At 62.1% G+C, this 25,435-nt stretch carries 28 protein-coding genes; 14 read left to right on the top strand and 14 right to left on the bottom strand.

Annotation, left to right across the window (positions count from 1 at the left end; genetic code table 11):
* Positions 1 to 12 precede the first annotated feature (12 nt).
* From AC0L26_RS09600 to AC0L26_RS09590, 3 genes are all read left to right on the top strand, one after another.
* A complete protein-coding gene (locus tag AC0L26_RS09600) occupies positions 13 to 1,344 on the top strand; it encodes a sugar ABC transporter permease (RefSeq protein ID WP_473632316.1) in 1,332 nt (443 codons plus the stop codon).
* Positions 1,345 to 1,355: 11 nt separating this feature from the next.
* Positions 1,356 to 2,150: an ATP-binding cassette domain-containing protein gene (locus AC0L26_RS09595; protein ID WP_473632315.1), complete on the top strand. Its 795-nt coding sequence runs from the start codon at positions 1,356 to 1,358 to the stop codon at positions 2,148 to 2,150.
* A gap of 129 nt (positions 2,151 to 2,279) precedes the next feature.
* Positions 2,280 to 3,923, top strand: coding sequence for a CHASE domain-containing protein (locus AC0L26_RS09590; RefSeq protein WP_473632314.1), 1,644 nt, complete (start codon positions 2,280 to 2,282; stop codon positions 3,921 to 3,923).
* A gap of 94 nt (positions 3,924 to 4,017) precedes the next feature.
* Here AC0L26_RS09590 and AC0L26_RS09585 read toward each other — a convergent pair whose 3' ends face one another.
* The 6 genes from AC0L26_RS09585 to AC0L26_RS09560 all read right to left on the bottom strand — a co-directional run bounded on the left by AC0L26_RS09585 (position 4,018) and on the right by AC0L26_RS09560 (position 7,460).
* Positions 4,018 to 4,260 carry a YMGG-like glycine zipper-containing protein gene (locus AC0L26_RS09585; protein WP_473632313.1) on the bottom strand — a complete coding sequence of 81 codons (243 nt, stop codon included), beginning with the start codon at positions 4,258 to 4,260 and terminating at the stop codon, positions 4,018 to 4,020.
* A gap of 83 nt (positions 4,261 to 4,343) precedes the next feature.
* Complete coding sequence (locus AC0L26_RS09580) at positions 4,344 to 4,667, bottom strand: hypothetical protein (RefSeq protein WP_473632312.1); 324 nt, start codon at positions 4,665 to 4,667, stop codon at positions 4,344 to 4,346.
* A 132-nt stretch (positions 4,668 to 4,799) separates the two neighbouring features.
* Positions 4,800 to 4,970 (bottom strand): hypothetical protein, encoded by a 171-nt coding sequence (locus AC0L26_RS09575; RefSeq protein ID WP_473632311.1) that lies wholly within the window; start codon positions 4,968 to 4,970, stop codon positions 4,800 to 4,802.
* Positions 4,971 to 5,117: 147 nt separating this feature from the next.
* Positions 5,118 to 6,152 (bottom strand): sensor histidine kinase, encoded by a 1,035-nt coding sequence (locus AC0L26_RS09570; protein ID WP_473632310.1) that lies wholly within the window; start codon positions 6,150 to 6,152, stop codon positions 5,118 to 5,120.
* A 155-nt stretch (positions 6,153 to 6,307) separates the two neighbouring features.
* The gene (locus AC0L26_RS09565; RefSeq protein WP_023797107.1) at positions 6,308 to 6,475 is read right to left on the bottom strand and encodes a DUF1328 domain-containing protein; all 168 of its coding nucleotides are present in this window, start codon (positions 6,473 to 6,475) and stop codon (positions 6,308 to 6,310) included.
* Positions 6,476 to 6,665: 190 nt separating this feature from the next.
* On the bottom strand, positions 6,666 to 7,460 hold the full coding sequence (locus AC0L26_RS09560) for a response regulator (RefSeq protein ID WP_352927818.1): 795 nt from the start codon (positions 7,458 to 7,460) through the stop codon (positions 6,666 to 6,668).
* A gap of 236 nt (positions 7,461 to 7,696) precedes the next feature.
* On the opposite strand from AC0L26_RS09560, the gene AC0L26_RS09555 reads away from it, so the two are divergent.
* Positions 7,697 to 7,891 carry a NepR family anti-sigma factor gene (locus AC0L26_RS09555; RefSeq protein WP_352927815.1) on the top strand — a complete coding sequence of 65 codons (195 nt, stop codon included), beginning with the start codon at positions 7,697 to 7,699 and terminating at the stop codon, positions 7,889 to 7,891.
* A gap of 3 nt (positions 7,892 to 7,894) precedes the next feature.
* Positions 7,895 to 8,446 (top strand): sigma-70 family RNA polymerase sigma factor, encoded by a 552-nt coding sequence (locus AC0L26_RS09550; protein ID WP_352927812.1) that lies wholly within the window; start codon positions 7,895 to 7,897, stop codon positions 8,444 to 8,446.
* A 55-nt stretch (positions 8,447 to 8,501) separates the two neighbouring features.
* On the opposite strand, the gene AC0L26_RS09545 is transcribed toward AC0L26_RS09550, so the two are convergent.
* A complete protein-coding gene (locus tag AC0L26_RS09545; protein WP_473632702.1) occupies positions 8,502 to 8,822 on the bottom strand; it encodes a response regulator in 321 nt (106 codons plus the stop codon).
* A 266-nt stretch (positions 8,823 to 9,088) separates the two neighbouring features.
* Between AC0L26_RS09545 and AC0L26_RS09540 the strand changes: the two genes are divergently transcribed.
* From AC0L26_RS09540 to AC0L26_RS09530, 3 genes are all read left to right on the top strand, one after another.
* The gene (locus tag AC0L26_RS09540) at positions 9,089 to 9,850 is read left to right on the top strand and encodes a Crp/Fnr family transcriptional regulator (RefSeq protein WP_473632309.1); all 762 of its coding nucleotides are present in this window, start codon (positions 9,089 to 9,091) and stop codon (positions 9,848 to 9,850) included.
* Positions 9,851 to 9,977: 127 nt separating this feature from the next.
* On the top strand, positions 9,978 to 10,304 hold the full coding sequence (locus AC0L26_RS09535; RefSeq protein ID WP_352928753.1) for an ElaB/YgaM/YqjD family protein: 327 nt from the start codon (positions 9,978 to 9,980) through the stop codon (positions 10,302 to 10,304).
* 10 nt (positions 10,305 to 10,314) lie between these two features.
* Complete coding sequence (locus AC0L26_RS09530) at positions 10,315 to 10,779, top strand: hypothetical protein (RefSeq protein WP_473632308.1); 465 nt, start codon at positions 10,315 to 10,317, stop codon at positions 10,777 to 10,779.
* 195 nt (positions 10,780 to 10,974) lie between these two features.
* Here the strand turns inward: AC0L26_RS09530 and AC0L26_RS09525 are convergent, their stop codons facing one another.
* Positions 10,975 to 12,507, bottom strand: coding sequence for a sensor histidine kinase (locus tag AC0L26_RS09525; RefSeq protein ID WP_473632307.1), 1,533 nt, complete (start codon positions 12,505 to 12,507; stop codon positions 10,975 to 10,977).
* 181 nt (positions 12,508 to 12,688) lie between these two features.
* On the opposite strand from AC0L26_RS09525, the gene AC0L26_RS09520 reads away from it, so the two are divergent.
* The gene (locus AC0L26_RS09520; RefSeq protein WP_352927798.1) at positions 12,689 to 12,883 is read left to right on the top strand and encodes a hypothetical protein; all 195 of its coding nucleotides are present in this window, start codon (positions 12,689 to 12,691) and stop codon (positions 12,881 to 12,883) included.
* A gap of 29 nt (positions 12,884 to 12,912) precedes the next feature.
* Here AC0L26_RS09520 and AC0L26_RS09515 read toward each other — a convergent pair whose 3' ends face one another.
* Positions 12,913 to 13,833, bottom strand: coding sequence for a diacylglycerol/lipid kinase family protein (locus AC0L26_RS09515; RefSeq protein ID WP_473632306.1), 921 nt, complete (start codon positions 13,831 to 13,833; stop codon positions 12,913 to 12,915).
* 294 nt (positions 13,834 to 14,127) lie between these two features.
* Here AC0L26_RS09515 and AC0L26_RS09510 point away from each other — a divergent pair, with 294 nt between their 5' ends.
* A complete protein-coding gene (locus AC0L26_RS09510; RefSeq protein ID WP_473632305.1) occupies positions 14,128 to 15,513 on the top strand; it encodes a PRC-barrel domain-containing protein in 1,386 nt (461 codons plus the stop codon).
* Positions 15,514 to 15,563: 50 nt separating this feature from the next.
* Here AC0L26_RS09510 and AC0L26_RS09505 read toward each other — a convergent pair whose 3' ends face one another.
* Positions 15,564 to 17,141 carry an alkaline phosphatase family protein gene (locus tag AC0L26_RS09505; RefSeq protein ID WP_473632304.1) on the bottom strand — a complete coding sequence of 526 codons (1,578 nt, stop codon included), beginning with the start codon at positions 17,139 to 17,141 and terminating at the stop codon, positions 15,564 to 15,566.
* A gap of 219 nt (positions 17,142 to 17,360) precedes the next feature.
* On the opposite strand from AC0L26_RS09505, the gene AC0L26_RS09500 reads away from it, so the two are divergent.
* From AC0L26_RS09500 to AC0L26_RS09485, 4 genes are all read left to right on the top strand, one after another.
* Positions 17,361 to 18,293 carry a VOC family protein gene (locus tag AC0L26_RS09500; RefSeq protein WP_473632303.1) on the top strand — a complete coding sequence of 311 codons (933 nt, stop codon included), beginning with the start codon at positions 17,361 to 17,363 and terminating at the stop codon, positions 18,291 to 18,293.
* A 10-nt stretch (positions 18,294 to 18,303) separates the two neighbouring features.
* Entirely contained in the window at positions 18,304 to 18,927 is a 624-nt protein-coding gene (locus AC0L26_RS09495) for an alpha/beta hydrolase (protein WP_473632302.1), read from the top strand.
* Between the two features lie 2 nt (positions 18,928 to 18,929).
* The gene (locus tag AC0L26_RS09490) at positions 18,930 to 19,229 is read left to right on the top strand and encodes a GNAT family N-acetyltransferase (protein WP_352927781.1); all 300 of its coding nucleotides are present in this window, start codon (positions 18,930 to 18,932) and stop codon (positions 19,227 to 19,229) included.
* 185 nt (positions 19,230 to 19,414) lie between these two features.
* The gene (locus AC0L26_RS09485; RefSeq protein ID WP_473632301.1) at positions 19,415 to 20,473 is read left to right on the top strand and encodes a dipeptidase; all 1,059 of its coding nucleotides are present in this window, start codon (positions 19,415 to 19,417) and stop codon (positions 20,471 to 20,473) included.
* Between the two features lie 12 nt (positions 20,474 to 20,485).
* Here AC0L26_RS09485 and AC0L26_RS09480 read toward each other — a convergent pair whose 3' ends face one another.
* The 4 genes from AC0L26_RS09480 to AC0L26_RS09465 form a co-directional block, all read right to left on the bottom strand.
* Entirely contained in the window at positions 20,486 to 20,740 is a 255-nt protein-coding gene (locus tag AC0L26_RS09480; RefSeq protein ID WP_473632300.1) for a hypothetical protein, read from the bottom strand.
* A gap of 2 nt (positions 20,741 to 20,742) precedes the next feature.
* Positions 20,743 to 21,978 carry an aminomethyl transferase family protein gene (locus AC0L26_RS09475; RefSeq protein WP_473632299.1) on the bottom strand — a complete coding sequence of 412 codons (1,236 nt, stop codon included), beginning with the start codon at positions 21,976 to 21,978 and terminating at the stop codon, positions 20,743 to 20,745.
* Between the two features lie 215 nt (positions 21,979 to 22,193).
* Positions 22,194 to 23,768 carry a phytoene desaturase family protein gene (locus tag AC0L26_RS09470; RefSeq protein ID WP_473632298.1) on the bottom strand — a complete coding sequence of 525 codons (1,575 nt, stop codon included), beginning with the start codon at positions 23,766 to 23,768 and terminating at the stop codon, positions 22,194 to 22,196.
* Positions 23,755 to 25,374, bottom strand: a complete 1,620-nt coding sequence (locus AC0L26_RS09465) for a phytoene desaturase family protein (RefSeq protein ID WP_473632297.1) — start codon at positions 25,372 to 25,374, stop codon at positions 23,755 to 23,757. Before AC0L26_RS09465 ends, AC0L26_RS09470 begins: the two co-directional genes overlap by 14 nt.
* Positions 25,375 to 25,435 lie beyond the last annotated feature (61 nt).

Below are 25,435 nucleotides of genomic sequence, written 5' to 3'. Positions count from 1 at the left end.
TCGGAGGACATCATGACCGACACGGCATCCAACTCACCGGTGGCCAACACGGCCGAAGACCGGGCGCGCGAATCCGAGCTCAGCGCAGTCGGGCGGTTCCTCAAGGCAACCGAGCTCGATATACGCATGCTCGGTATGGTCGGCGCGCTGCTGGTCATCTGGGTTGGAATTCACATCCTGTCGGGCGGGCTTTTCCTCACGCCGCGCAATCTCTGGAACTTGTCGGTGCAGACCTCCTCGGTCGCGATCATGGCGACCGGCATGGTTCTTGTCATCGTAATGCGCAACATCGATCTTTCGGTCGGCTCCGTCGAAGGCGTGATCGGCATGGTGATGGGCGTGGCCCAGGCCGAATTCCTCATCCGCGTCTTGGGATTTCAGGTTGGAAATCCCTGGATATGGATCATCGCACTTGCTGCCGGCGTGGTGCTCGGCCTCATGATCGGCGCGCTCCAGGGCTTCATCATCGCCTATCTCGAGGTTCCGGCTTTCATTGTGACGCTGGGCGGCTTGCTGATCTGGCGCGGCATGGCGTGGCTGATGACCAGCGGGCGCACCGTCGCGCCGCTCGACGCCACCTTCCAGCTCATGGGGGGCGGGCCGCGTGGCTCGATCGGCGCAACCGCAAGCTGGATCGTCGGCATTCTGGCCTGTATGGCCGTCGCCTTCATGCTGCTCAACGGCCGGTCGCAGCGCAAGCGGTTCAAATTTCCACTGCGCCCCGTCTGGGCGGAGAGCTTGCTTGGTGTTGTTGCCTGCGCCGCCATCCTCGGCGCCGTCTGGATCGCCAATTCCTATCCCTGGCCGGTCGGCATCGTTCGCCAATACGCCCAACGGAACGGCATCACCGTCCCCGAAGGCGGGCTGTTCATCGCCCATGGCATCGCCATACCGGTGCTGATCGCGGTCGCAGTCGGCATCGTCATGACATTCATTACCAAGCGTACGCGTTTCGGCCGCTATGTCTTTGCCATCGGCGGCAATCCGGAAGCGGCGGAGCTCGCCGGCATCAACACGCGCTGGGTGACGATGAAGGTGTTCATGATCATGGGCGTGCTGGCCGCAATCAGCGCGGCGATTGCATCGGCTCGCCTCAATGCGTCGACCAATGCGCTGGGTACGCTGGACGAGTTGCTGGTCATCGCCGCCGCCGTCATCGGCGGTACATCGCTGGCCGGCGGCTCCGGCACAGTGCTCGGCGCCATGCTGGGCGCGCTTCTGATGCAGTCGCTGCAGTCCGGCATGGTGCTGCTCGGCATCGATTCACCGCTTCAGAGCGTCGTCGTCGGTGCCGTCCTGGTGATCGCGGTCTGGCTCGACACCGTCTACCGCAAGCGCGTTTAAGGAAGGCGATTATGGCTGACACGACTGCTCCCACGCCACTGATCGATATGCGCAACATTTCGATTGCCTTCGGCGGCATTCGCGCCGTCGACGATGCGTCGATCGATCTCTTCCCGGGCGAGGTGGTGGCGTTGCTCGGTCACAACGGCGCCGGCAAGTCGACGCTGATCAAGATCCTGTCCGGCGCCTATAAGCGCGATTCGGGCCAGATCTTCGTCAATGGCGAGGAGGCTTCGATCTCCAATCCGCGCGACGCCAAGAAATATGGCATCGAGACGATCTACCAGACGCTGGCGCTCGCCGACAATGTCGACGCCGCCGCCAACCTCTTCCTCGGCCGCGAACTGATGACCGGCTGGGGCACGCTCGACGATGGCGCCATGGAGGCCGAGGCGCGCAAGGTGATGGGCAGGCTCAATCCCCGCTTTCAGCGCTTCAAGGAGCCGGTGGTCAAGCTTTCCGGGGGGCAGCGGCAGTCGGTGGCGATCGCACGCGCCATCCTGTTCAACGCCCGCATCCTGATCATGGATGAGCCGACGGCCGCACTGGGGCCGCAGGAAACCGCGCAGGTCGGCGAACTGGTGATGCAGCTCAAGGCCGACGGCATCGGCATCTTCCTGATCAGCCACGACATCCACGATGTTTTCGAGCTTGCCGACCGCGTCTGCGTGATGAAGAACGGTCAGGTGGTTGGCACGGCGCGGACGAGCGATGTGACCCAGGACGAGGTGCTCGGCATGATCATCCTGGGCAAGTGCCCGCCCGGTGCCATTCCGGGGCCTGGGGCGCTCAAGATCGCCGCCTAAAGCCCTCCAATAAGCCGGCTAAGTACCAGTAGTGTAGTATGCCAGCCGCCATGATGGCTTGGCCTCGCCATTGTGTTGGCGCAACGACTTGCGCATAAAGATGGGGAACCGCATGGGCCGCATCAGCAATTGAAGAAGTTCTTCCCGATCGTCGCTTTCATTGCCGTCGCGCTGATCAGCCTGACGATGGCAGGATTCGCCTATTTCGCGACGCAGGAAGCTGCGCGCATCAAATTCGAAGCGACGGCGGACGACGCGCTCAACCGGATCGATAGCCGCATCGACCTGCATCTGTCGCTGCTGCGATCGACCCAGGCGCTGTTCAACGCTCGCAATGGCGGGATTTCGCGGGGCCAATTCAAGGCGTTCTTCGACGCGCTCGATATTGACGACAATTTCGCCGGCCTGCGCGGCATCGGCTTTCTCCGGTTGGCGAGAGCCGGCGACGAGGCAGCGGTCGAGCGTGCCATCCTGCAAGACTATGGCGCCAGCCATCCCATCTATCCGGCTACGACGGCGCTGCCATGGCGCACGCCGATCGTGATGTTCGAGCCGCTTGATCCTTCCAATCAATCCAGCATCGGCTATGACATGTTCACCGAACCGGTGCGGCGCGAGGCGATCGAAAGGGCGATGGCCGACGACCAGCAACACGCCAGCGGGCGGGTGCAGCTAGGCCAGGAAACAGGTGCTGCGCAGACCTTCACCGGCTTCCTGGTTTTCGTGCGACTCAACGTCGAAACCGCGCCGGACGGCATCGATGCGTCCCGATCCTCGACGTCAGGCTTTCTTTATGCAGCCTTCCGCGCCCGCGATCTGTTCCAGACAGCGCTCAGCCGGACGCCGCTGCTGCCGGTCAACATCGAAATCTATGACGGCAAGGTGGATGCCGACCATCTTTTGTTCCAGTCGGAAACGCCGCCGGTGTCGACTTTCGGCGACAGGCTGCTGGTTTCCCGTAAGGTCACCATCGCCGGGCGTCCGTGGACTGTCCTGTTCAGGCCGACAAGCGCCTTCTCGCAGCCGTCCTCGCGCGCCATTCCGGTGATGCTCGGCCTGTTCGGGCTGCTGCTCGCGGGAACGATCGCGCTGGTGGCACGCTATCAGGAGCGGGCCTACGACGCGGTCTCGCTGCTTCACGAAACGACGGAAAAAAGCCTGCTCGAAAAAGATCTGATGCTGCAGGAGATGAAGCACCGCATCAAGAACTCGATCACGCGGGTGCTGGCGATCGCGCGCCAGACGGCGTCGCACGCTACCGACGTTCAGGAGTTTTCGTCATCTTTTTCGGCCCGGCTGCAAGCGATGGCGGCCTCCCAGGACATGCTGACGCGTTCGCGCTGGCAGAAGGCCGATTTAGGCGATCTTTTGCGCATCGAGCTCGGCCAGGTGTTCGGCAAGGAGCTTCCCGAGGGGATATTGTCGGGGCCGGAGGTGCTGCTCGACGAGACGACGACGCAAGCGTTGGGCCTGACCTTTCACGAACTGGCGACGAACGCGCTGAAATATGGCGAAACCGGCAATTCGGCCAATGCTAAAAAGGGCGACTGGCCGCTCAAGGTTGACTGGTCGGTCGAAGGCCGCAGGCGAGACAGGACGCTGGTTCTCAACTGGCGCGAATTCGGCCAGAAGAAGCTTGAAGCGCCTGTTAAAACCGGTTTTGGCACCAAGCTGATCGACTTGAACGTGACACGCGAATTGCGCGGTACGATCAATCGCGATTTTCACGATGGCGGATTGAACGTGGAAATCAGGATTCCACTTTCGGGCTGAAAAGTTGCCGCAAGGCGACCGTTTTGGTGGGCACAAGCAACGGAGACCGGACGAGCCGGTCTCCGCTTTTATTGCTCATGCGTTTTGAAACGGATCAGCAGCGAGCCGTATAGAGACGGCCACGGTTGTCACGGTATTGGCAATAGCCATTGCGCAGGTTGCGCACCAGCAGGCCGGAACCGGCACCGATGGCTGCGCCCACCAGCGCACCCTTGCCGCCGTTGATCAGGCCGCCAGCCAGAGCGCCGACACCGGCGCCGACGCCGACATCCTGCTCGGTGGTACTGCAACCGCTGACCGCGACCAAGGCAACCATGGCAATAATCATCTTCCGCATAGAGTTACTCCTCGCTTTTGTCCTCACTTGTAGCTCCACCCGTCACTTACCACGCGAAAAAGGGCTTTGCCTGTTCGATTTCGTTATTGGCTAAGAGAATCTTGTTTCTGGCTCGCATCGTTCGAGGCAACCACAAGGTCGGAAATCTCCACGGAAGCGTCGAGCGTGCCGTCCGGGCGCACATTCCAGACGATCTGGTCGTAATCATCCTCCAGCGCCGGATCGACGGAAAGGCATTTGGCAATTATGCGCGGAGCCTGACCTTGCACGTCTTCCAACGCAAACGGGCGTTCGGCGGTGCATTCCTGAGCGGTTTCGAAAACGCTCACCGATACCGGCAGTTCACGGCACTCGGTCATCGTGTTGGAGCAGCCAATGACCAGCAGCAGGGCAGCGATATGTTCCATGGCGACAGTCCTCTCGCCATAAGAACGGGCATCATCCGCCAAAGTTCCTGCGATGCAGGCTGGCGCGCGACTGACTGGAGAAACAAGTCGACATAAGGCAAGCGAAGCCGCCGGCCACTTTGGGTCGGTGCTCTAGATCAACTGGAACGCGGCCGCTAGAACGACCGCCGCAGCCAGCGCGATTGCGGCGTAACCGGGCGTACGAGGCGACGGCATGGCGGATGCTTCGAGATCCTGAAATCCTCCCATCGAAACGCGTGCGGCCTGTTCCAGCCTGTCGATGTCGGCAACCGTCAAAGCCATTCCTCCCTTGCTGCGCAGCAAACTGCGATCGAAAACGACGTGCGGAGCGGTGTTTGGGAAAACAGCATCGGACGTTATGGTGAACAGGTGGTTAAAGCCGGCGCGGCCGGGTTCATCCTGAGCCGTGTTTGGCTGAACGTTGTCCGTTCAATCCATCTCGAAATTGCCGCGGGGAACGACAAGGCGATATTCGAGGCGGTCCCCAGTGATTTCAAATGTCGCCGTACCGTTCAACGACGCAGGCACGATGCGCTCGAGCGCGACGCTGCCAAAACGCTTCTCGTTGGGCTGATTGTCATTGGCTCCGATGGCTTCGGCCCATGTCAGCGAAAGGGCGGTCTCGCCAGCGGAAGCAGCCGTCAGATCAGCCGTCACCTCAACGAATCCGTCAGCTCGCGACAGAGCGCCGTAGCTGACCGAATTGACGGCCAGCTCGTGCATGGCCAAGCCGATATGCAGCGCGGCATTAGGGTTGAGGTATGGATTTGCACCCCGGAAACGCAGGCTGTGCGAGGGCTCGGCTCCATAGCGGCCGACTTGGCCGGACACGAGTTCGCGTAGTGCCGCCCCCCGCCAGTTGGAAGAGGTCACCAGATCCTGGGATGAGGCGAGCGACTGCAACCGGCCGCGAAAACGCGTCAGGAAATCACCGAGCGTGTCTGAATAACGGCTGGTCTGGGTAGCGATGCTCTGGATGATGGCCAAAAGGTTCTTCGAGCGGTGGCTGACCTCGCGCAGCAGCGTCTTCAAGGTCTGCTCGCGACGTTTCTGCTCGGTCGTTTCGACCATGGTGGTGACGACGCCCTGCACGGCGCCGCCGTCGTCGCGATCGGCGTCTACCCATATTTGGAACCAGCGTACGCCGTCGTCGGCGGGAATGCTGAGCTCAAGATGTTCCGGATTGCCTGATGCGACGACGTTGCGTTTGGCCGCGCCGATACGCTCCGCCTGCGCCACCGGCAGGATGCCGTCGCTGTCGGCCGCATCGGAAGCCCATGGCGGGCGCATGTTGCGGGCCCAGACGGTTTTCATCTCGCGATCCTGGTAGAGAACCGAGATGCCGGCATTGTGCAACGCGTGAAGAAGGGCCCGGCCAAGCTGCATCCCACTTTCAGCGGGACGCAAAGCGATGATCTCATCACTCCGTCCGCTGTCTTTGGTATCTCCGGGTCTGGATTGCATCGGCCCTTATCCGCCCAATCCAGGCTGAACGGCTGACGAAAAAATGGGTTCCCAAAAAGCGGTCCGCCGAGCGACGTTCCGTTAAGAACACCGCTCGGCGGTAGCTGGAAACCGCTTGAGGGGTGCGGCTCCCAGTGTTCGATCGCACTGAGCGTTCACGACGCTCGTTTAAACAAGCCGGCGATAAGCGAGATGATCAGGAACGCGAGGAAGATGAAAAACAATATCTGCGCTATACCGGCCGAGGTGCCGGCGATGCCGCCGAAACCAAGAGCGCCTGCAATGATCGCGACGACGAGAAATACCAGCGCCCAGTAAAGCATGATCGATCTCCTTCAAATGGTACGGCAAAAACGTTGCTCGCTGCCGTTTGTTCCGCCATTTCCCGAAAAAGGCGTTCTTGGAAATCTTTCGGCCCGAATTCAAACGTCATGCGCAGGCGAAGTTCGGCGCGCAAGCGACGTTTGCTCGCCACAAGCGGCCAACCTGATTCATCTGTGGAAAACGAGCAATCTATGCAGCGGCTTTTGCGTGTCGGTCGAAGAACAGCGCCTGGCTGATCAGCGCCTTGACCATGTCAGGATTGAACGGCTTGGTGACGAGGAAGGCCGGCTCCGGCCGCTCGCCGGTCAAGAGGCGCTCCGGAAAGGCGGTTATGAAGATCACCGGCACCGGCGTTGACGACAGGATCTCGTTCACCGCTTCGATGCCCGAGCTGCCGTCGGCAAGCTGGATGTCGGCCAGCACCATCTTTGGTCGCGTCTTTGCGAACATCGCCACCGCCTCGGCATGAGTGCGCGCGGTTCCAACGACGCGGTGGCCGAGGCTTTCGACCATTTGCTCGATGTCCATGGCGATCAGCGGCTCGTCCTCGATGATCAGAACATCGGTTGCCACCTGGCGGGAAATCTCGTTGCTGGCTTCGGCCAGAAGTTCGGAGAACTCCTGATCGTCAACGTCGAGAATCTCTGCCGCCTCGTCTTCGCTGAAACCTTCGACGGCGACCAGCAGGAAGGCCTGGCGGGGACGGGGTGAGATCGCGTTCAGATTGGCGGCGGCGCGCTGTTCCCACGCCGACTGTGGGTGTTCTTGCGGAACGCGGATGGCGACCGAGGTGAACAGCTTGGCGAAGACCTTGTAGAGCGCGATGCGGTCGCTCGACGCGTTCGGAAAGATGTCAACGTCCGCAATGATGGCTTCGAGCATCGCGGCGACCAGCGCGTCGCCACTCTCCTGCGATCCCGAAACGGCCCGCGAGAAGCGGCGCAGGAACGGCAGGTGCGGTGCGATGGTTGCGGATAGGCTCATGATGGACGTCTCCCTCTGACGTAATTGCATAAATTGCGGGCCAAGCCGATTACAAGCCCCGAAAATCGGCGCTAGAGATACAAACGCCGGCTTTCCGAAAAAGTTCCGATGCTTTGGAACTAATATAAGGGGAGGGCGTTTGAGATCGGATGGGCAACCAGACGAGGGGGTGCCGCTTGCTTTGCGTCGTGTATTGAAAGGCGGCAGGTACTGGAAATAAAGGGCAAAATGAAGACATGACGAAAGACACCACGGCTGGCGCTCCACCCAGGCGCCGGGCTGCTTCCGGCGACCCGCTCGGGCCAAACTCGGAAATCGGCCGAAAACTCAAACAGTATTATGACGAGCTGGTCTCCGACAGTGTGCCGGATCGCTTCGCCCAATTGCTCAGCCAGTTGGAACAGGCCCAACCCGCACGAAAAAAGGACTGAGGCATGGCGGCCGTCTCCCAGAGCTTCAAGACGGATCTGCTCGGCTCGATTCCGAGCCTGCGAGCCTTTGCCGTGTCGTTGACGCAAAACGCTGACAAGGCCGACGATCTGGTGCAGGAAACGCTGGTCAAGGCCTGGGACAAGCATGAAAGCTTCGAGCCAGGCACCAATCTCAAGGCATGGCTTTTCACTATTCTGCGCAATGAATTCTATTCGCAGATGCGCAAACGCGGTCGCGAGGTGCAGGACAGCGACGGCGTCATGACGGCCAGGCTTGCCGTCCATCCGGCCCAGCACGGCCAGCTCGATCTCAAGGACTTTCGTGGCGCGCTCGAGCAATTGCCCGAGGACCAGCGCGAAGCCATCATTCTCATCGGCGCTTCGGGCTTTTCGTATGAGGAAGCCGCCGAGATCTGCGGCTGTGCGGTCGGAACGATCAAGAGCCGCGTCAGCCGAGCCCGCACCCGATTGCAGGAAATCCTGAAGATTTCCGCCGATGACGAGTTTGGCCCGGATGCGATTTCGGCTCAGGTGACGGGGTCGAACGCCGCCTGAATACGGCCGCCGATTTTCCGCACCTCAGAGCTTCAAGATCAAGCAAGTTCGGGCATCAAGCAAGGGGTCCGCGCCCGCACGCCGCCGCCACCGCCTGCACCAGATCGTCTCCCGAATAGGGCTTGGCGACCAATTTGATATCGGGAAAGGACACCTTGATTTCGTCCATGTCCGAATAGCCCGACGCAAAGACGAAGGGCACCCCCGATTCGCGCAGCCGTGAAGCAAAATCGAGCGTCGAAGTGCCGCCTAGCATGAGATCGACGATGGCCGCATCGAATTGCGAGGCGATGCTCTTTCGATCGATTTCAGCCAGATCGCGGGCGATGATCACCTCGCCGGCGCCATAGTCGCGGCAAAGCTGCTCGACATCCATGGCGATCAGGAATTCATCCTCCAAAACAAGTATCCGCAATCCGTCAAGCAAGGGTGGCACGTGGCAGTGTCTCCGTGGCGCGTAGAAAAAGGGCAAACGCAGGCAACAGGGGAGTCATGGTCTGTATTTGGGTTCCTGTCATCTAAAGTTATTTGGCGTTCTGTCATTTAAAAAAGACATGCCGTCCCAGATGACGGAACCTCCGTGGCCACAGGGCGTTTGCTCTCGCCTCTTTGGAAGAGGGCGACGCTTTCGAAGGGGGATTGATGCCTAGCCAGAACGGCCGTTCTTTTTCCACCCGCCGCTATTCATGTGACAACTGCCCACTGCGGCCGTTGCCGGCGTTCCGGGAGTTCGAGAAGGAGGAACTTGTCTTCGTCGACACGGTCAAGAAGGGCGAACTGGCCGTCGAGAAGGGGGCTACGGTTCTGGTTGAGGGAAGCCGCAGCGCTCATCTCTACACTGTGCTTTCGGGCTGGGCATTCCGCTACAAGCTGCTGTCGGATGGCCGCCGTCAGATCATGAATTATTCCATGCCTGGTGACCTCATCGGCTTGCAGGGGAGCCTGATGGGCGAGATGCAACACTCCGTCGAAGCGCTGTCGCCGATGCTGCTCTGCGTCTTCGATCGAGAAGTCCTTCCCGAACTCTACCGCGGCCATCCGGGCCTCGCCTATGACATCACCTGGATCGCTTCGCGGGAGGAGCGCATGCTGGACGAAAACCTGCTCAGTATCGGCAGGCGCACCGCGCTCGAGCGTGCAGCCTATCTTATCGCCTTCATCTCCAGCCGCGCCAGGACGGTCGGGCTCAATGGCAGGACCCCCCTGCAGATTCCGATCACGCAGCAGCACGTTGCCGATACGCTCGGCCTGTCGCTGGTCCACACCAACAAGACGATCCGCAAACTAATGGATCGCGGGCTTATCCTCTGGCGCGACGGCGGCTGCGAGGTGGTCGACAGCGACGGGCTCAAGGAACTCGCACGCTGGGAAGGGCTGAACGAAGATCGCCGGCCATTGATCTGAGCGCCCGGCTGAAGACCAGCCGGCTGGACTTACCTTCGAAAACAACCTTTCATAGACCTTGTTCCTATTTCGGAACCTTGGGGGGGATTGAACGTTTCGACCCGAGCAAAACGCAAGGAGTCAAGTGATGGCGACTGCCGCAGGAAAGTCCCCGAACGAAAGCCGGACGAATTCGGACCTTGAAGCCGACATCAGGCAGTTGAAAGCCGACATCCAGAAACTCACCGAACAGCTGGCCGAGACCGGCCAACATGGTTACGGGGCTGCTCGTCGCGCCGCTACCGAAGGCGTCGAACAATTGCGCGCCCAGGGCGAAGCGGCGTTCGACACCCTGCGCGGCAACGCCAAGGACATCGAAGCGCAAGTGGCGGCGAGCGTGCGCGAAAAGCCAGTGACGTCATTGGCGATTGCCGCAGGCGTCGGCTTTTTGTTCGCGCTTCTCGCGCGCCGTTAGCCTCAGCCAGATGGGAATGCTGGCATCGCTGATCTCGGGGTTCGCCGCGGGTGAAACCATGGCAGCCGTGCGACGCGCACGCACGGCTGCCATCGTCTATGCGCTCGCGGCACTTGCAGCGCTGTGCGGGGTTGGGTTCCTCATCGGAGCTGCCTACGTCTGGGTGGCGGGCCGTTACGGGCCGATAACAGCCTGCCTTGGTTTCGGCGCCGGCTTCCTGGTGATTGCAGGGCTCCTCCTGCTCATCCATAAGCTGTCGGCTGGCGCGCGCACCCGACGCGGAGCGCAGAGGCGCAATGCCGACATGAAGGCGGTCGGCATGACGGCCGCGCTGGCCGTGCTGCCGACGCTGCTCAAGGGGAAGGGCGGCCTTGGCACCATTCTCGGCCCAGCGATTGCACTCGCCGCCTACGCCATTTACCGCGAGAACACAAAGCCCGACACCGACGATCCGGATGCCGGCGAAGCAAAATAATTCGCAGCGATTCAGGATCCTGTCCCGTCCCGGGATGGGACTCTTGTCCGGCCTTATCCGAGAACCAAGCTGCACTCTTCGCCGACCCGGACCTCGGGTTCGGAATCATGGCCTAAGAGTGCGTCGCGTCTGACAAGTTCTTGCGGTCCACTTAGTTCTTTTTGTGCATTTCGCGTCCAGACAATCGCGGCAACGTCACTTCGACAGATCCTCCAGCGGCATCGATATCTCAGCGAACACGCCTTCCGGTCGGAATTCGTGGGTCACCTCGCTGGAGATGACCTTGGCCAGGCTGCGGCGGATCAGGATCGAGCCGAAGCCGTGGCGTTCGGGCGAGGCAACTTCGGGCCCGCCGCTTTCGCGCCAGGTCAGCACCAGGCGCCGTGCGCCTTTGCGGCCTTGTGCCTTCCATTCGAGGTCGACCTTACCAGCAGCCGCCGACAATGATCCGTATTGCAGCGCATTACTGGCCAATTCATGCAGGATCAGGCCGAGCCCGACTGCCTGATCCGGCGAAAGCAGGAGATCGGCGCCCGAGATCGTCATGCGCGGCTGTGCGGCGGTGTCGAACGGCTTGACCTCGATCTGCACGAGTTCGCGAATACCGATGCCGCGCCACTCGCGGTCGGACAGCAGGCTGTGGGCAGCGCCCAGCGCCTGAAGCCTGGCGCTGAACGCCTCAAGAAACTCGCTCGGCTGGTGGGCATGGCGAACCGTCTGCGTCGCCAGCGCCTGAACGGTGGCCAGCGTGTTCTTAACGCGATGGTTCAGCTCGCGCAGCAACAGTCGTTGCCGCTCGTCGCCGAGCTTGCGTTCGGTGACGTCATAATTGACGCCGAAGATCAGCGTCGGCTTGCCGTGGCTGTCGCGCTCGATGACACGACCGCGCGTAGCCACCCAGCGTGGCGGACTGAAGCCCTTGATGCGATATTCGCCAAAATAGTCGTCACCGCCGGCCAGCGCGTCGCGAAAGTGCGTCTCGGTCTGGTAGATATCGCGTGGGTCGATGGCGGCAAGGATATCGCGCGCCCTCAGCCGGGTCGAGCGCGGCAGGTTGAACAACTCGGACAGCCGGACATCGCACTCAATCATATCGGTGTGAATATCCCATGCCCAGCTGGCAAGCGAGGCGGCATCGAGCGCAATGCCGCGCCGTTTTTCCTCGCGCGCCAGCGCGGCTGCGGCGCTGGCGCCGTTGCGGGTGGCGTCCTTCAATGTGAACAGGCTGGCGGCGAGGCTGGCGAGCGTTGTCAATTGTTTGAGCTTGGCGGCAGACGGGGACGCGCGCGGCTTTCGGTCAAGCACGCAGAGCGTGCCGATCCGGGCGCCGGCCACTACAATCGCTGCACCCGCGTAAAAGCGGATATGGTGCTCGCCAGTGACCAGCGGACTGGCGTTGAAACGTGAATCCGTGGTCGCATCGGTCACCACCATCGGCCCGTCGGCGGCGGCAATGGCATGGGCGCTGAAAGATGTATCGGTAGCAGCCTCGGTTTCATCCAGTCCGACACAGGATTTGAACCATTGCCGTTCGGCGTCGAGCAGTGTCACCAGCGCGATTGGCGCCTGCATCACTGCGGCGGCGAGTCGAGTGATATGATCGAAGTCAGGATCGGCCGCCGTGTCGAATGCGTCGAGACCGTGGAGTACGGCAAGTCGATCCTGGGCCCTTACGGCGCTAAGGACATTGACCGGCAGATTCGGTTTTTTTTCTACCCTGCTATCCACAAGGCCCCCAGGTGCATCAGCTTGCAGCCATTCGCGCTAGGTCCGTTGCCTGGCTCCGAAACCGGAACCTTCGCCTTGAGGAACCGTTACCCAACCACGTTTGCCCAGCCGTGCCCGCCGGCGCCAAACGACATTTCCGCGCCAAACGACATGCCTGCACCAATCGATATGGAGGCCGATCATGCCCAAGACCGTTCCTGAAGACAAAGCCCGCCAGGGACGATGGGGGTGGCACACTTTCCGTATCCTGATCGCTGCGCTGCTTTTGGCATTTATCGCCTGGGGCATCGCGGAAATTTACGGCAACATGATAGACAAAACGCCGACCACCGAACAGGGCGAGCTTCCTGGGAACGAACAGCTTCCCAAAGGCTGATGCCTCCCTGTTGGCCGTGCGGGGGTGCATCACGCAGCCTTCGCTTGGGCAACGCATGCCGGGACGAGAACCTTCAGCGCGCCAGGATGGATTTCGATCGTCGTTTCGCTGTCAAGCCTGACCAGTTCGCCATCCATGACGGCGCGAAGTCTCCTGGCCTTCGAATGGACTTTCAAAACGACTCGGTCGGCCTGGTGGATTTCGACGTGCTCGCTGTCGCGCCATTTGCCGCGCGCCATGTCGAAGAGGAACCCGACCAGTTCGCCACGCCGCCGCGCCACCGTGATATAGATGCCGAGCACGCCGCCGGCGGGATTGTCGGCATAGGGCAGATGACCCTCACCAAACAGATTGTTGGTGATGCCGATGGCAGTAGTGCGCGTCACAATCTCGGCTTCGCCGATGGTCAGCGTCACCTTCGTTGCCGACGGGTTGTTGATCGCCGCCCAGGCAGCCTTCACTGAAGCCCGCATCTTTCCCAATCGCGAGCCAAACTCCATGGTCTGGCGAAGCTGAACCATCTTGGCATGCATGCCGATCGAGAACTGATGAACGAACGGGCGGCCGTTGGCGGTTGCAATATCGACTGCGATCACGTCGCCGTCGGCAAAGGATTCCACAGCCGCGTCAACCGTTTGTGGGATGCCCAGCCCGCGCGCAAACAGGTTCATCGTGCCGGCCGGCAAAATGGCAAGTGCCGTCTTCCTGCCCATCAACCGAGCCGCTGCTGCCGAAATGGTGCCGTCGCCGCCGCCGGCCAGCACAATGTCGATGCCCCGCTTCGACGTAACGCGGTCCAACGTCGCGACGATGTCCTTGCCGGCAACGACGTCGATATCGATGGAGTGACCTGCTGCCTCCAATTTCTGGCGCATTCGGTCTGTGAAGGCGGAAAGGTCAATTGTGCGCAAGGTGCCGCCCTCCTGGTTCAGCACCGCCGCAAATCGCATCCCCCCGCTCCGTTTTTTCTTGGCAACCATCGACCATCATCGGCCAGGACAGACCCAGCCGCAGGCTAAAACGGGGCGACTGAAAAAAAGTTCCGCAGCTCTGGCAAAAATACAGCAGCGACCTCCTTGGCCGACTGCATCTTCGAGAGCGATTCGGATTGTTTTTTCGCGGTGCGCGCCACGGTGTCGGAACAACGGCGTGGTCACGACGTTGTGAATATGTGAAGACGCCGCGACCGATCTCCCACCCGGCGGGGCGTGGCGCGTATGAATAACGCACGAGGAGAGATTACGATGATCCGCACCCTTTTAACCACAACCGCACTCGCAGCGTTGCTTGCGACCGGTGCTTATGCGCAGTCGTCCACAACCCCGGCACCGTCGCAAGACCCGGCAGTTCAGGAGACCGCTCCGGCTGCACCCGTTCAACGCGCTGAAGGCAGCCTGGTAACCAATATCATCGGTGAATCGGTCTATAATGGGACAGGTGACGACGCCGAGAACATTGGCGATGTCAGTGATGTCGTCTTCGATGAAAATGGTCAGGCGAAGTCTGTCGTCATCGGCGTGGGCGGTTTCCTTGGCGTTGGCGCCAAGAATGTCGCTTTCGATTACAACAAGCTGCAATGGGCCGAACGGAATGGCGACCGCTGGCTGATCGCCCAAACGACAAAGGACGATTTGACTGCTCTGCCGGACTTTGATCGCAAGCCTTATGATCCGGCTCCTGCGGCCAACGACACCACGGCTGCGGCTCCTGCCGCTCCATCTGGCTCGACCGACACCACCGCGCAGAACGCTCCGGCGGCTCCGGCCGAACCCGTGAAACGCGCCGATGGGAACCTTGCCACCAATATCATTGGCGAAACCGTCTACAACGGCACTGGCGACGACGCTCAAAACATCGGCGACGTGAACGACATCGTCCTGGCCAAGGACGGCAAGGCCGAGTCGCTGATCATTGGCGTCGGCGGCTTCCTTGAGGTTGGCGAAAAGAACGTGGCCTATCAGTTCGACAAGGCCAAATGGGCGGAGAGGGATGGCGATCGCTGGCTAGTGGCCGAGACGACCAAGGAGGATCTGGAGGCGTTGCCGGATTTCGACCGCAGGTCCTATGATCCCGCCCCGGCAACCACCGCATCGAATGACGCGGCGGCGCCGGTAGCCACCACTCCTACCGTCACCGCGGCTCCAGCACCGGCGGAGAAGACGGCGCAAGCCCCTGAGGCAAAGCCCGACACCGCTGCTCCGGCGCCAATGGACCAGAAGGCCGAGGCTCCCGCTGCAACAGCGCCTGACGCGTCAGCTCCCGACCAGACCCAGACCGCGGCGATAGACAAGTCGGCGCTGACCGAAATGCCGGTCGACAAAATCCGGTCGGAGGATTTGGTTGGAACCACCGTCTATGGCGCCAATGATGTCAACGTCGGTGAGATTGGCGACGTCGTGCTGACGGGCGACAAGAAGGTCGATGCCGTCGTCATCGACGTTGGCGGTTTCCTAGGCGTCGGCGAGAAGGAGGTGGCGATCGGTATGGATAACCTGAAATTCATGACCGACAAGGATGGCAACCGCTATCTCTATACGAACTTCACCAAGGAGCAGCTCGAAGCGCAGGTCGCCTACGACAAGGGCACCTATGCTGAGAAGCGCGACGAGCAGCGCATGATCATGCGGTAGTTTGCTCCCACGATGAAAAAGGCCCGTGCCGGCAACGGCGCGGGCCTTTCTCACGACTGGAAAGGTAGCAGACCTGCGACGTGGCCGACAACGCCATCCTCGGTCAGTTCGGCAAGCGCCAGCGACTGGTCGAGATGTTTGGCCCGCCAGGCGAGCAATTTTTCGGCAAGCTCCAGCCGGACCGGCAGATAGGCCGGATCGGCAGCGACATTGGTTAATTCGTCTCGATCCTTCTCCAGATCGAACAGCAGCGGCGGCAGGCCGCCGAAATGTACATATTTGAATTTTTCCGTGCGGACGACTGCGAGATTACACTGGCGTGGACCTATGCCGAAATGCTGTTCGGCATCGCCGTCGGCAACCGAGCGGAAATCGAACTCCCAGTGGGCGGCCTCGCGCCAGGTGTCAGGCTCTCTGGCGTCCAGGAATGGCTTCAGCGAGTGCCCATCGAGATGTGGCGGCGTTTCCTGGTCAAGCAGATCGAGCAATGTCGGAACTATGTCCACCGCCTCAGTAAAGCGGTCGATGCTAGTGCCGGCCGCTGTGCGGCGACGCGGGTCGCGTATGATCAGCGGAATGTGAAAGCTGCCGTCGAAGAAGCCGCCCTTGCCCAGCATGAAATGGTCGCCCATCATCTCGGCGTGGTCCGAGGTTAGCACGATTATGGTGTCATCCCATGAACCCGCCGCCTTGACCGCCTGCCAGATGCGGCCAAGCTGCGCATCTACTTCCGAGATCATACCGTAATAGAGCGCGCGGAGGCGGCGAAAATTGTCGTCGCCCCAATCGCGGACCTTGCCGTCGGCGCCGGGACGGAAATTCGCCCGCTGCTGCCGGTCAAGATCATAGGCAAGATAGGGATGGCTTTCTGCCTCGGCCTGCCAGCTCGCGGCGCGGCGGAAGGCTGTAATGTCGGCCGGGTCGTACATGCTGTTGTAAGGCTCCGGCACGATGAAGGGTGGATGCGGGCTGAGGAAGGAAAGATGCGCGAACCACGGTGTATCGCGCTCCTGTTCGCCGAGCCAGCGGACGAACTCGCCGGTCAGGAATGCTGCTGGGGTCTCGTCCTTCGAGTAGATGGGCGGCGCGTTGGTCACCGTGCCTTCCACCCTGCCACCATGGATGTCGCCCGCTGGGCGATGAATGTCGGGAAAGCCGACAGCGGCATCGACGCCGCGTGTTTTGAGCCAGGACAGCCATGGTTTCTGGTGCTCCGGCAGGAGTTGGCGCGCGGTGAAGCCCGGCAGCACGCCTTCGTAGCTTTTCAGCCGCGGGTCGCCCGGTGCCAGCATACGCGGATCGAGCGACACATCGGTATAGCCGAACAACGTCGGATCATAGCCGAGACCGCGCAGGGAAAGCGCGATGTTGCCGTGGCGCCCATCGAGCGGCGTGCCGTTGCGACAGACACGGTTGTTCATCTGGTAGAGGCCGGTGTAGAGACAGGCGCGTGCCGGCGAGCAGGGTGCGGTCCCGCCATAATGTTTTCTGAACAGTACGCCCTCAGCAACGAGTGCGTCGACGTTCGGGGTCCGCACAACCGGATGGCCGACAGCCGACAGGCAGTCACCGCGCCACTGGTCGCAGGTGATCAGGAGAATGTTCGGGCGTCTGCCTCTTTCGGCCATTCGCTGTATCTTTCAATGTGTAGCGTGCCGCTCATGGAGCCGAAATTTGGTGACGGCGCAAGCCTGACAGATTTTCCGAGAAGTGAACATAGTCGTCGGATTGTTCACTTTTACAGCACAGTCCATTCTGCGTTTGCGGCCTTTGTCAATGACGGCTGTATCCTCATATTGGCGTGGACCGCGGCATGGGCCGCACGGAACAAGGGAAGGAGCAGGAAAATGCTCGACCAAATCAAGGGCCTGCATCACGTCACTTCGATGGCCAAGGATGCGCGCCAGAACAACGAATTCTTCACAAAAAAGCTCGGCCTGCGCCGGGTCAAGAAGACTGTCAATTTCGACGCGCCGGATGTCTACCACCTCTACTATGCCGACGAGGTCGGCACGCCCGGCTCGGTGATGACGTATTTCCCGTTCCCCAACATCGGCAAGGGCCGCCACGGGGTCGGCGAGGTCGGCACGACGATCTATTCCGTGCCCCAGGGCACGCTCGCCTATTGGGAGAAGCGTTTTGCCGATGAGGGCGTCACGGGACTGTCGCGCGAAGAGATATTCGGCGAAAAACGGCTTGCCTTCGCCGGTCCCGATGGCGACGGGTTTGCGCTGGTCGAAGACAAGGCGGACACCAGAGCGCCCTGGGTAAAAGCTGGCATTTCCGCCGACGAGGCGATCCGCGGTTTTCACTCGGTGTCGCTCAGGCTGAAGGATGGCGGCGCCACCGAAGAGCTGCTGAAATTCATGGGCTATGAGGAGATCGACAAGGCAGGCAATGTCAGACGGCTGGCGGTGAGGAACGGCAATGGAGCCAATGTCGTCGACATCGAGTCGCTGCCGGGCGCTGCTTTTGCCGACCTCGGCGCTGGCTCCGTTCACCATGTCGCCTTCGCCGTCGAAAACCGCGCCAAGCAGCTCGAAGTGCGCAAGGCGCTGATGGACACTGGTTACCAGGTAACGCCGGTGATCGATCGCGACTATTTCTGGGCGATCTATTTCCGCACGCCTGGTGGCGTGCTGTTCGAGGTCTCGACCAACGAGCCGGGCTTCGACCGCGACGAGGATATGGCCCATCTCGGCGAGGCGCTGAAGCTGCCGACGCAGCACCAGCATCTGAGGCCCTATCTCGAACAGCATTTGCAGAAGCTGGAAGACTGAGGACAAGGTCATGAGCAAGGACGCTTACATCCACAAGGTGCTGTCCGGTCCGCCTGATGGACCGCTGCTTTTCGTCTTCCACGGCACTGGGGCGGACGAGAGCCAGCTGCTATCGCTTGGGCGCGATCTCTCGCCGCAGGCGACCATCGTCTCGCCGCGCGGCGATGTCTCGGAACAAGGTGCTGCGCGCTTCTTCCGCCGCGCTGGCGAGGGTGTCTACGACATGGGCGACCTGGCGCGGGCGACCGACAAGATGGCTGGCTTCGTCAAGGCGCATGTCGAGGCGGCGAAACCCTCGTTGGTGCTTGGCCTCGGCTATTCCAACGGCGCCAACATCCTGGCCTCGGTGGTGTTTGCGGCACCGACGCTTTTCGATGCGACGGTGCTGATGCATCCGCTGATCCCGTTCGAGCCGGAGATCGAGGGCAGCCTCGCCGGCCGCCGCATTCTGGTCACGGCAGGCAGGCGCGATCCCATCTGCCCGCCCAACCTGACATCGCGGCTGGAGGCCTATTTGCGTGCCGATGGCGCCGATGTCACAGTGGAGTGGCACGACGGCGGCCATGAGGTGCAGTCGAACGAGATCGAGGCGGCACGGCGGTTCCTGTCCGCTATGCCGGCTGAAGGAGCATAGCAATGCCTGACCAACTGCCGGAGATCGAACTCGAGGACCGCGGCTCCAAGGGCCGCTATCTCTTGCGTGGGCCTGATGGCGCCGAGGCGGAGATGACGTTCACCAAGATCGGCGAGCACCAGATCATCATCGACCACACCGAGGTCCCGGATGCGTTTCGCGGCCAGGGTGCGGGGCTTCGCCTCGTCACCCGCGCCGTCGAGGACGCGCGTGCGGCGGGCAAGAAGATCATCCCGCTTTGCCCGTTCGCCAACGCCCAGTTCCGTCGCCACCAGGAATGGGCCGACGTGCTGAAGCGATAGCGTTGATCCTACCCCATAGGCCTTGGCGCGCGATGATAGTCGGGGCAGCCACAAGAGCATGCATCGCCGAGGCATTCGCGTAGGTCGCCGGTCTCGTCTCGTGGGTATCGGTCTTGCCTAGTGGGTATCGTCTTGCCTAAGTAGGTGTATTGCCCGCCCGACCAATCGAACCGAATGATCCCCTGATGACCGAAACCGATCTCGTTCCCGTCTTCGACGGCCACAACGACACGCTGCTCAGGCTCTATCAGTCGAAGGACGCGGACGTCGAGAAGCTGTTCATCGAGGGGACGCAAGGCGGCCACATCGACCTGCCGCGGGCGAAGAGGGGCGGATTTGCCGGCGGCATGTTCGCGATTTTTCCGCCGCCGGTCGAGAGAGCCAAACGCAGCGCGGTGCCGCCAGCACCAAGAGACGACGAACCGTTGCCGCCGGAACTCCCCCGTGCCGTTGCGCTCAATTCCACCATCGCCATGGCCTCGATCCTGTTCAGGCTGGAACGAGCATCGGCGCTTACCGTCTGCCGCAGCGCCGGCGACGTGCGAAACGCGATGGCGCAAGGTTCGATGGCGGCGGTGTTTCATATCGAAGGCGTCGAGGCGACCGACCCCGAACTGACGATGCTCGACGTGCTGCATGCGGCCGGCTTGCGCTCGCTCGGCATCGTCTGGAGCCGGCCGAACGCCTTCGGCCACGGCGTGCCGTTCCGCTTTCCGTCGACGCCCGATACGGGGCCGGGCCTGACCGATGCCGGCAAGGCGCTGGTCAAGGCCTGCAACCAACTCAAGATCATGGTCGATCTTTCGCACCTCAACGAAAAAGGGTTTCGCGACGTCGCCGAGATCAGCGACGCACCGCTGGTCGCGACCCATTCCAATGTGCATGCGATCTGCAGCCATTCCCGCAACCTCACCGATTGGCAGCTCGGCGCGATTCGCGAGTCGGGCGGCATGGTCGGGCTGAATTTCGCCACCGGGTTCTTGCGCGAAGACGGCAGGATGAATGCCGACACCAGTCTCGACATCATGGTGCGCCATGTCGATTCGCTGCTGCAGGCGCTGGGCGAAGACGGCGTCGGCCTCGGGTCCGATTTCGACGGCGCCATGATCCCGGCTGCGATCGGCGACGTCACCGGCCTGCCGAAGCTCATCGATGCGTTCGCCGCGCGGGGCTTCGGTCGGGCGCTGATCGAGAAGATCGCCTATCGCAACTGGATCAACATGCTGGAAAAAACGATTGGTTAAGTGCGTGAGGGCTTACTCGAAACCCATGCGCTTCAGCCAGTCCTGGCCGATGCCGCGATCGCGGATGATCGGCAGCGGATCCGTCGCATCCAGCCGCGCGCAGATGCGGTAGACTTCGAGCGTCTCGGCGCTCATCTCGCCGCGCTTGTAGAAGAACATGGCGGCTGCGTAGCGGGTGCGACCCGACCATTTTTCGCCGAGCGGCGTGTTGATCAGCTGCCACTGCTCAGTGGCTTCCCCGTCGAATTCGTACTTCTCGCTGGTCATGGTCAGAAATCAGCCGGCGGAGTGGCGGTGCGGCGGTCGAGCTTGATGAAGGGTCGCGGCACCAACTTGGCCCGCTTCATCAGCTTCTGATATTGCAACTCGCGCATGGCGTAGATCTCGACCCAGAGGTCGTCGATAATCGTGTCTCCGAACGGCCGCGCCAGCGAGGCGATGGCGATGTTGCGCTTGGCCATCGGCGACCACATGGCAGCGCTGACCAGCCCGACCTCCTGGTTTTTCCTGTAATAGACGATGGCGTGTTCGGCCGGGACGTTGCCCTCGATCTCCAGCCCGACCAGCACATGGCGCAGCTTGCGTTTGGCCCTTGCTTCGAGGATGGCACGGCGGCCGTTGAAATGGTCCTTTTCCATGTCGATCATGAAGCCGAGACCGATCTCGTCCGGCATGCGCAAGCGGTCGGCGCGGATGGCATGCTCGGACGTGACGAAATCGGAATTGGCAACGATCAGCCCGGCTTCGAGCCGGGCGCGATTGAGTGCGGTATAGCCTATGGCGCGGATGCCGCGCAATTCGCCTGCTGTTATCAGCCGGTCCCAGAGGCTCAGCGCCTGCCCAGACTGCACGAACAACTCGTAGCCGAGATCGCCGGTGAAACCAGTGCGCGAGATGGTGACCGTGCCGCCATCATGCGGGAACTCGGCTAGATCAAAAACCCTCAGCCTTTCGACGCCGGCGAAACCGGCATCGCGCAATACGGCGAACGAGGTCGGCCCCTGCAGCGCCAGACCGGCGACGGCCTCTGTTTCTTCCTCGACCGTCACGTCGAAACCCACGGCGCTATCCAGCAGCCAGGGCAGATGCCGCTCCTGCGAGCACAGCCGGAACCGCGTTGGCGACAGGCGGAACAGCGTGCCGTCGTCAAGGACGAAACCCTCGTCGTCGCACCAGGCGGTATAGTGAACACGGCCGGGCTTGAGTTTTGTCACGTCGCGCAGTGTGACGCGATTGAGGAAGGCCTCGGCGTCCGGCCCGGCGATGCGGTACTTCGTCATCGGCGAGATATCGAACAGGGCCGCCTGGCTGCGGATGGCGAAATATTCGAGTTCCTCGTCCCACAGCGAATGTGGGGCGCGGTAGCCGGCCCAATTGTACCAGTCGTCGGTCCTGGCCAGCGCGTCGATGCGCGGCTGGAACGGCGTGCCGAGCCGCAGGGTACGGAAATGGGATTGTGCGGCGGTGCGGGCTGTCGAAGGATCGACGGTGGGTTGATGATTCATGACGGCGTTCCTTCGCGCCCCCCTCTGTCCTGCCGGACATCTCCCCCACGAGGGGGGAGATCGGCAGCTTGGGCGCCTCCGCTCATTCCTCGGGCGTTGGGAATTGGCGAAAGCCGGGATGACGACGGCCAATCTCCCCCCAAGTGGGGGAGATGTCCGGCAGGACAGAGGGGGGCGCCGTAGAGCTCGGCCTTTGCCGATTGAATATTCATGGCCTACCCCTTCATCGCAATGATGCGTTTGGCGGCATTCAAGCCGGGCGCGCCGGAAACGCCGCCGCCCGGATGCGAGCCGGCGCCGGCGAGGAACAGCCCGTCGACCGGCGTGTCGTAGCCCGACCAGCCGGAGACAGGGCGCGACATCAGCATCTGGTCGGCCTGCAGTTCACCGTGATGCCAGTGACCGCCCGGCATTCGGTAGCGCGCCTCGATGTCGGCCGGCGTCAGCAGCTCTGCATGGAGCACAGTCTTGCCGATTTCCGGCGCATAGGTCTCCAATTGAGCCATAATCGCCCTGAGGAATTTCGGCTTGCCGGCACTCCAGCCTTCTTTCAGCGTATAGGGCGCATACTGCACGATCGCAGACAGCACACAGGCGCCGTCCGGCGCCAGCGACGAGTCGGCAAGGCTGGGCAGCGTGATCTCCATCACCGGCTCGGGCGAGAACTCACCATATTTCGACGGATTGAAGGCGCGCTCGACGTGATCGGGCGAAGGCGCGATGACCAGCCGGCCTTTGTGGCCGGCGGCATCGACGCCGGCGAATTCAGGCTGCCGGTCGAGCGCCAGATGAAGCTTCGATGCATCGCCCTTCATGCGGATGTTTTTCACCTTGCGCACGAAGCCGGTGTCGATCTCGCGCGGTCCAACAAGATCGAGAAACGTGGTCGCCGGATTGATGGCCGAGACGATCGTCCTGGCACGGATCTCCTGGCCATTGTCGAGCGTAATGCCAACGGCGCGGCCCTTCTCGACGATGATCTTCGCCACTGACGTCCCGGTGCGGATCGTCGCGCCGGCCTTTTCCGCCGTTGCGCGGATGGCTGAAACGACAGCACCCATGCCGCCCTTTGGCAGGATCTGCGCGCCGGCAGTGCCGCCTGCCTCGCCCGCCAGCCGATGATAGAGACCGAGCAGCGAGGTCGGCGAGCGCGGGCCGAGATGGCTGCCGAGCGTAGCATCGAAGGCGAGCAGCCCCTTCAGCCTGATATCGGCAAGCTGCTCGTCGAGCAGGTCGGCGACATTCATCAGCAGCACGCGCAGGAAGTCTCGCATGTCCTCCTTACCGAGCTTCTTCAACGCCATCGCAGCCTGGCCGAGTGACACCGTCTCAAGCAGTGACATCACGCCGAGATCGGGCGGCCGGCGCGCAAGGAACGGCTTCAGGATGCCGGCGTAGCGCAGCAGCTGCGCACGCAGTTCCGTCCAGGCGGTCTGCTCCGTGGAAGTGGCGCCGGTCAGCGTCTCGCCATAGGCGCCGTGCAGGACAAGCGGCGGGCCGTCTTTCGACAGCGCCACGGACGGCACGAGGTCGCCGCGCGCGAATTGCAGCCCGTGCTTCTCCAGCTCCAGCGTCTTCACTACTTCGGGGTGAAGACGGTTCAGCAGGTGGGCGATCGAGGAGACGCGAAAGCCCGGCGCGAATTCCTCGGTGCGCGCCGCGCCGCCGACGTCGCCGGCGGCTTCCAGCACCAGCACCTTGCGGCCGCTCTTCGCCAGAACCGCAGCTGAGACGAGCCCGTTATGGCCGCCGCCAACGACCGCGACATCCCATTTATCAAATGACGTCATGGGCCGGGCTCATATGCTTAGTCGGCTTGGCAAGATCGCGCAGGATTTCGGCCGCTGCATTGCGACCGGGCGCGCCCATGACGCCGCCGCCGGGATGGGTCGAGGAGCCGCACATATAGAGCCCACCGACTGGCGAGCGGTATTGCGCGTAGCCCGGCACCGGGCGGTTGAACAGCAATTGATCGAACGTCAGTTCGCCCTGAAAAATATTGCCTTCGGTCAACCCGACCTCGGCCTCGATCTCGCGCGGCGTGCGCACCTCCATATGGACGATGCGGTCTCGAAAGCCGGGCGAATAGTCTGAAATCTGGGCGATCACGCTTTCGGCAAAACCGTCGCGGTCGGCGTCGGTCCAGTCGCGGCCGTTCACCTTCGGTGGTGCGTACTGCACGAAGCAGCTCATGAAGTGCTTGCCGGGCGGCGCCATGGTCGGGTCGAGCGTCGTCGGGATCACCATGTCGAGGAAAGGGTCTGATGACCAGCGTCCGGCCTTCCAGTCGTCATAGGCGCGCTCCATGCGCTCCATCGAGTCGGTGAAGTGCATATCGCCGCGATAGACCGGCGAATCCTTCGGCAGCGCCGGAAACTCGGGCAGCGAATCCAGCGCGATGTTGACCTTGCCCGACGAGCCTCGAATCCTGAAGTTCCTGACCCGGCGCAGGAAGATGTCAGGCAGCTCCTTCTCCTCGACCAGCTTGAGAAAGGTGCGTTTCACGTCGGCATTGGAGACGACGAGCTGGCCGTGGACCTCCTCGCCGCCGGCAAGGACCACGCCTTTGGCCTTGCCGCGCTGGATCAGCACATGGTCGACCTCGGCGCCGGTGCGGATAGTGCCGCCGGAGGCCTGGAAGGACGCGGCGAGCGCCTTGGTGATGGCCCCCATGCCGCCGCGCGCATAGCCCCAGGCGCCGACCGAGCCGTCGACCTCGCCCATATAATGGTGCAGCAGCACATAGGCGGTGCCCGGCGACATCGGTCCGAGTGCGGTGCCGATGATGCCTGACAAAGCGAAGTTCGCCTTGATGACGTCGGTCTCGAAATATTCGTCGAGGAAGTCCGAGATCGACATCGTCCAGAAGCGCAGCGTCAGCGCCATTTCCTCGGCCGACAGCCCGGCGAATTTCTTGCCGAGGTAAAGAAGCTCGCCGAGGTCGCGTGGCCGGAAACTGGTCGGGTCGGGCGCCGTGCGCATCAGCAGCGGCTGGATGAAGCGGCACTGCCGCGTCACGTCACGGGAATAGCGGTCATAGGCTTCGGCGTCGCGCCTGGAGAAGCGGGCGAATTCGCGCCGGTGGGCATCGTGGTCGCGGTAGTTGGCGAGGTAGTCGCCGTCGCGGGTGAACACCGCGCCGCCCTCATAGGAGATCACCTGCAGGCCGAAGCGCGGCAGTTCGAGGTCGCGCATGATCTCGGGGCGAAACAGCGAGCAGACGTAGGAGCAGTTGGAATAGAGGAAGCCGGGCGTCAGTTCCCGGCTGGTGGCGGCGCCGCCGACCCAGTCGTTCTTCTCGACGACCAGCACGTCGAGGCCGGCACGCTGCAGGTAGCAAGCATTGACCAGACCGTTGTGCCCGCCGCCGATGACGATCGCATCCCAGGCTTTCATTGTGGCCCAATCCTCATCCCGCTCGCCCCGCCATTTTCGCGTGATCTGCTCCCGAATGCGC

The organism is Mesorhizobium sp. WSM4823 (assembly GCF_055811195.1).
This window is presented reverse-complemented; position numbering and strand designations above follow the sequence as displayed.

Excerpts from the sequence above, each read along its gene's own strand:
- AC0L26_RS09480 (WP_473632300.1), bottom strand. The coding sequence starts at position 20,740 with ATGACCAGCGAGAAGTACGAATTCGACGGGGAAGCCACTGAGCAGTGG.
- AC0L26_RS09500 (WP_473632303.1), top strand. The coding sequence starts at position 17,361 with ATGCTCGACCAAATCAAGGGCCTGCATCACGTCACTTCGATGGCCAAG.
- AC0L26_RS09570 (WP_473632310.1), bottom strand. The coding sequence starts at position 6,152 with ATGCAATCCAGACCCGGAGATACCAAAGACAGCGGACGGAGTGATGAG.
- AC0L26_RS09490 (WP_352927781.1), top strand. The coding sequence starts at position 18,930 with ATGCCTGACCAACTGCCGGAGATCGAACTCGAGGACCGCGGCTCCAAG.
- AC0L26_RS09560 (WP_352927818.1), bottom strand. The coding sequence starts at position 7,460 with ATGAGCCTATCCGCAACCATCGCACCGCACCTGCCGTTCCTGCGCCGC.
- AC0L26_RS09565 (WP_023797107.1), bottom strand. The coding sequence starts at position 6,475 with ATGCTTTACTGGGCGCTGGTATTTCTCGTCGTCGCGATCATTGCAGGC.
- AC0L26_RS09545 (WP_473632702.1), bottom strand. The coding sequence starts at position 8,822 with ATGGATGTCGAGCAGCTTTGCCGCGACTATGGCGCCGGCGAGGTGATC.
- AC0L26_RS09540 (WP_473632309.1), top strand. The coding sequence starts at position 9,089 with ATGCCTAGCCAGAACGGCCGTTCTTTTTCCACCCGCCGCTATTCATGT.
- AC0L26_RS09595 (WP_473632315.1), top strand. The coding sequence starts at position 1,356 with ATGGCTGACACGACTGCTCCCACGCCACTGATCGATATGCGCAACATT.
- AC0L26_RS09585 (WP_473632313.1), bottom strand. The coding sequence starts at position 4,260 with ATGCGGAAGATGATTATTGCCATGGTTGCCTTGGTCGCGGTCAGCGGT.
- AC0L26_RS09475 (WP_473632299.1), bottom strand. The coding sequence starts at position 21,978 with ATGAATCATCAACCCACCGTCGATCCTTCGACAGCCCGCACCGCCGCA.
- AC0L26_RS09580 (WP_473632312.1), bottom strand. The coding sequence starts at position 4,667 with ATGGAACATATCGCTGCCCTGCTGCTGGTCATTGGCTGCTCCAACACG.
- AC0L26_RS09600 (WP_473632316.1), top strand. The coding sequence starts at position 13 with ATGACCGACACGGCATCCAACTCACCGGTGGCCAACACGGCCGAAGAC.
- AC0L26_RS09555 (WP_352927815.1), top strand. The coding sequence starts at position 7,697 with ATGACGAAAGACACCACGGCTGGCGCTCCACCCAGGCGCCGGGCTGCT.
- AC0L26_RS09530 (WP_473632308.1), top strand. The coding sequence starts at position 10,315 with ATGGGAATGCTGGCATCGCTGATCTCGGGGTTCGCCGCGGGTGAAACC.
- AC0L26_RS09485 (WP_473632301.1), top strand. The coding sequence starts at position 19,415 with ATGACCGAAACCGATCTCGTTCCCGTCTTCGACGGCCACAACGACACG.
- AC0L26_RS09515 (WP_473632306.1), bottom strand. The coding sequence starts at position 13,833 with ATGCGATTTGCGGCGGTGCTGAACCAGGAGGGCGGCACCTTGCGCACA.
- AC0L26_RS09535 (WP_352928753.1), top strand. The coding sequence starts at position 9,978 with ATGGCGACTGCCGCAGGAAAGTCCCCGAACGAAAGCCGGACGAATTCG.
- AC0L26_RS09550 (WP_352927812.1), top strand. The coding sequence starts at position 7,895 with ATGGCGGCCGTCTCCCAGAGCTTCAAGACGGATCTGCTCGGCTCGATT.
- AC0L26_RS09470 (WP_473632298.1), bottom strand. The coding sequence starts at position 23,768 with ATGACGTCATTTGATAAATGGGATGTCGCGGTCGTTGGCGGCGGCCAT.
- AC0L26_RS09495 (WP_473632302.1), top strand. The coding sequence starts at position 18,304 with ATGAGCAAGGACGCTTACATCCACAAGGTGCTGTCCGGTCCGCCTGAT.
- AC0L26_RS09505 (WP_473632304.1), bottom strand. The coding sequence starts at position 17,141 with ATGGCCGAAAGAGGCAGACGCCCGAACATTCTCCTGATCACCTGCGAC.
- AC0L26_RS09465 (WP_473632297.1), bottom strand. The coding sequence starts at position 25,374 with ATGAAAGCCTGGGATGCGATCGTCATCGGCGGCGGGCACAACGGTCTG.
- AC0L26_RS09520 (WP_352927798.1), top strand. The coding sequence starts at position 12,689 with ATGCCCAAGACCGTTCCTGAAGACAAAGCCCGCCAGGGACGATGGGGG.
- AC0L26_RS09575 (WP_473632311.1), bottom strand. The coding sequence starts at position 4,970 with ATGGCTTTGACGGTTGCCGACATCGACAGGCTGGAACAGGCCGCACGC.
- AC0L26_RS09510 (WP_473632305.1), top strand. The coding sequence starts at position 14,128 with ATGATCCGCACCCTTTTAACCACAACCGCACTCGCAGCGTTGCTTGCG.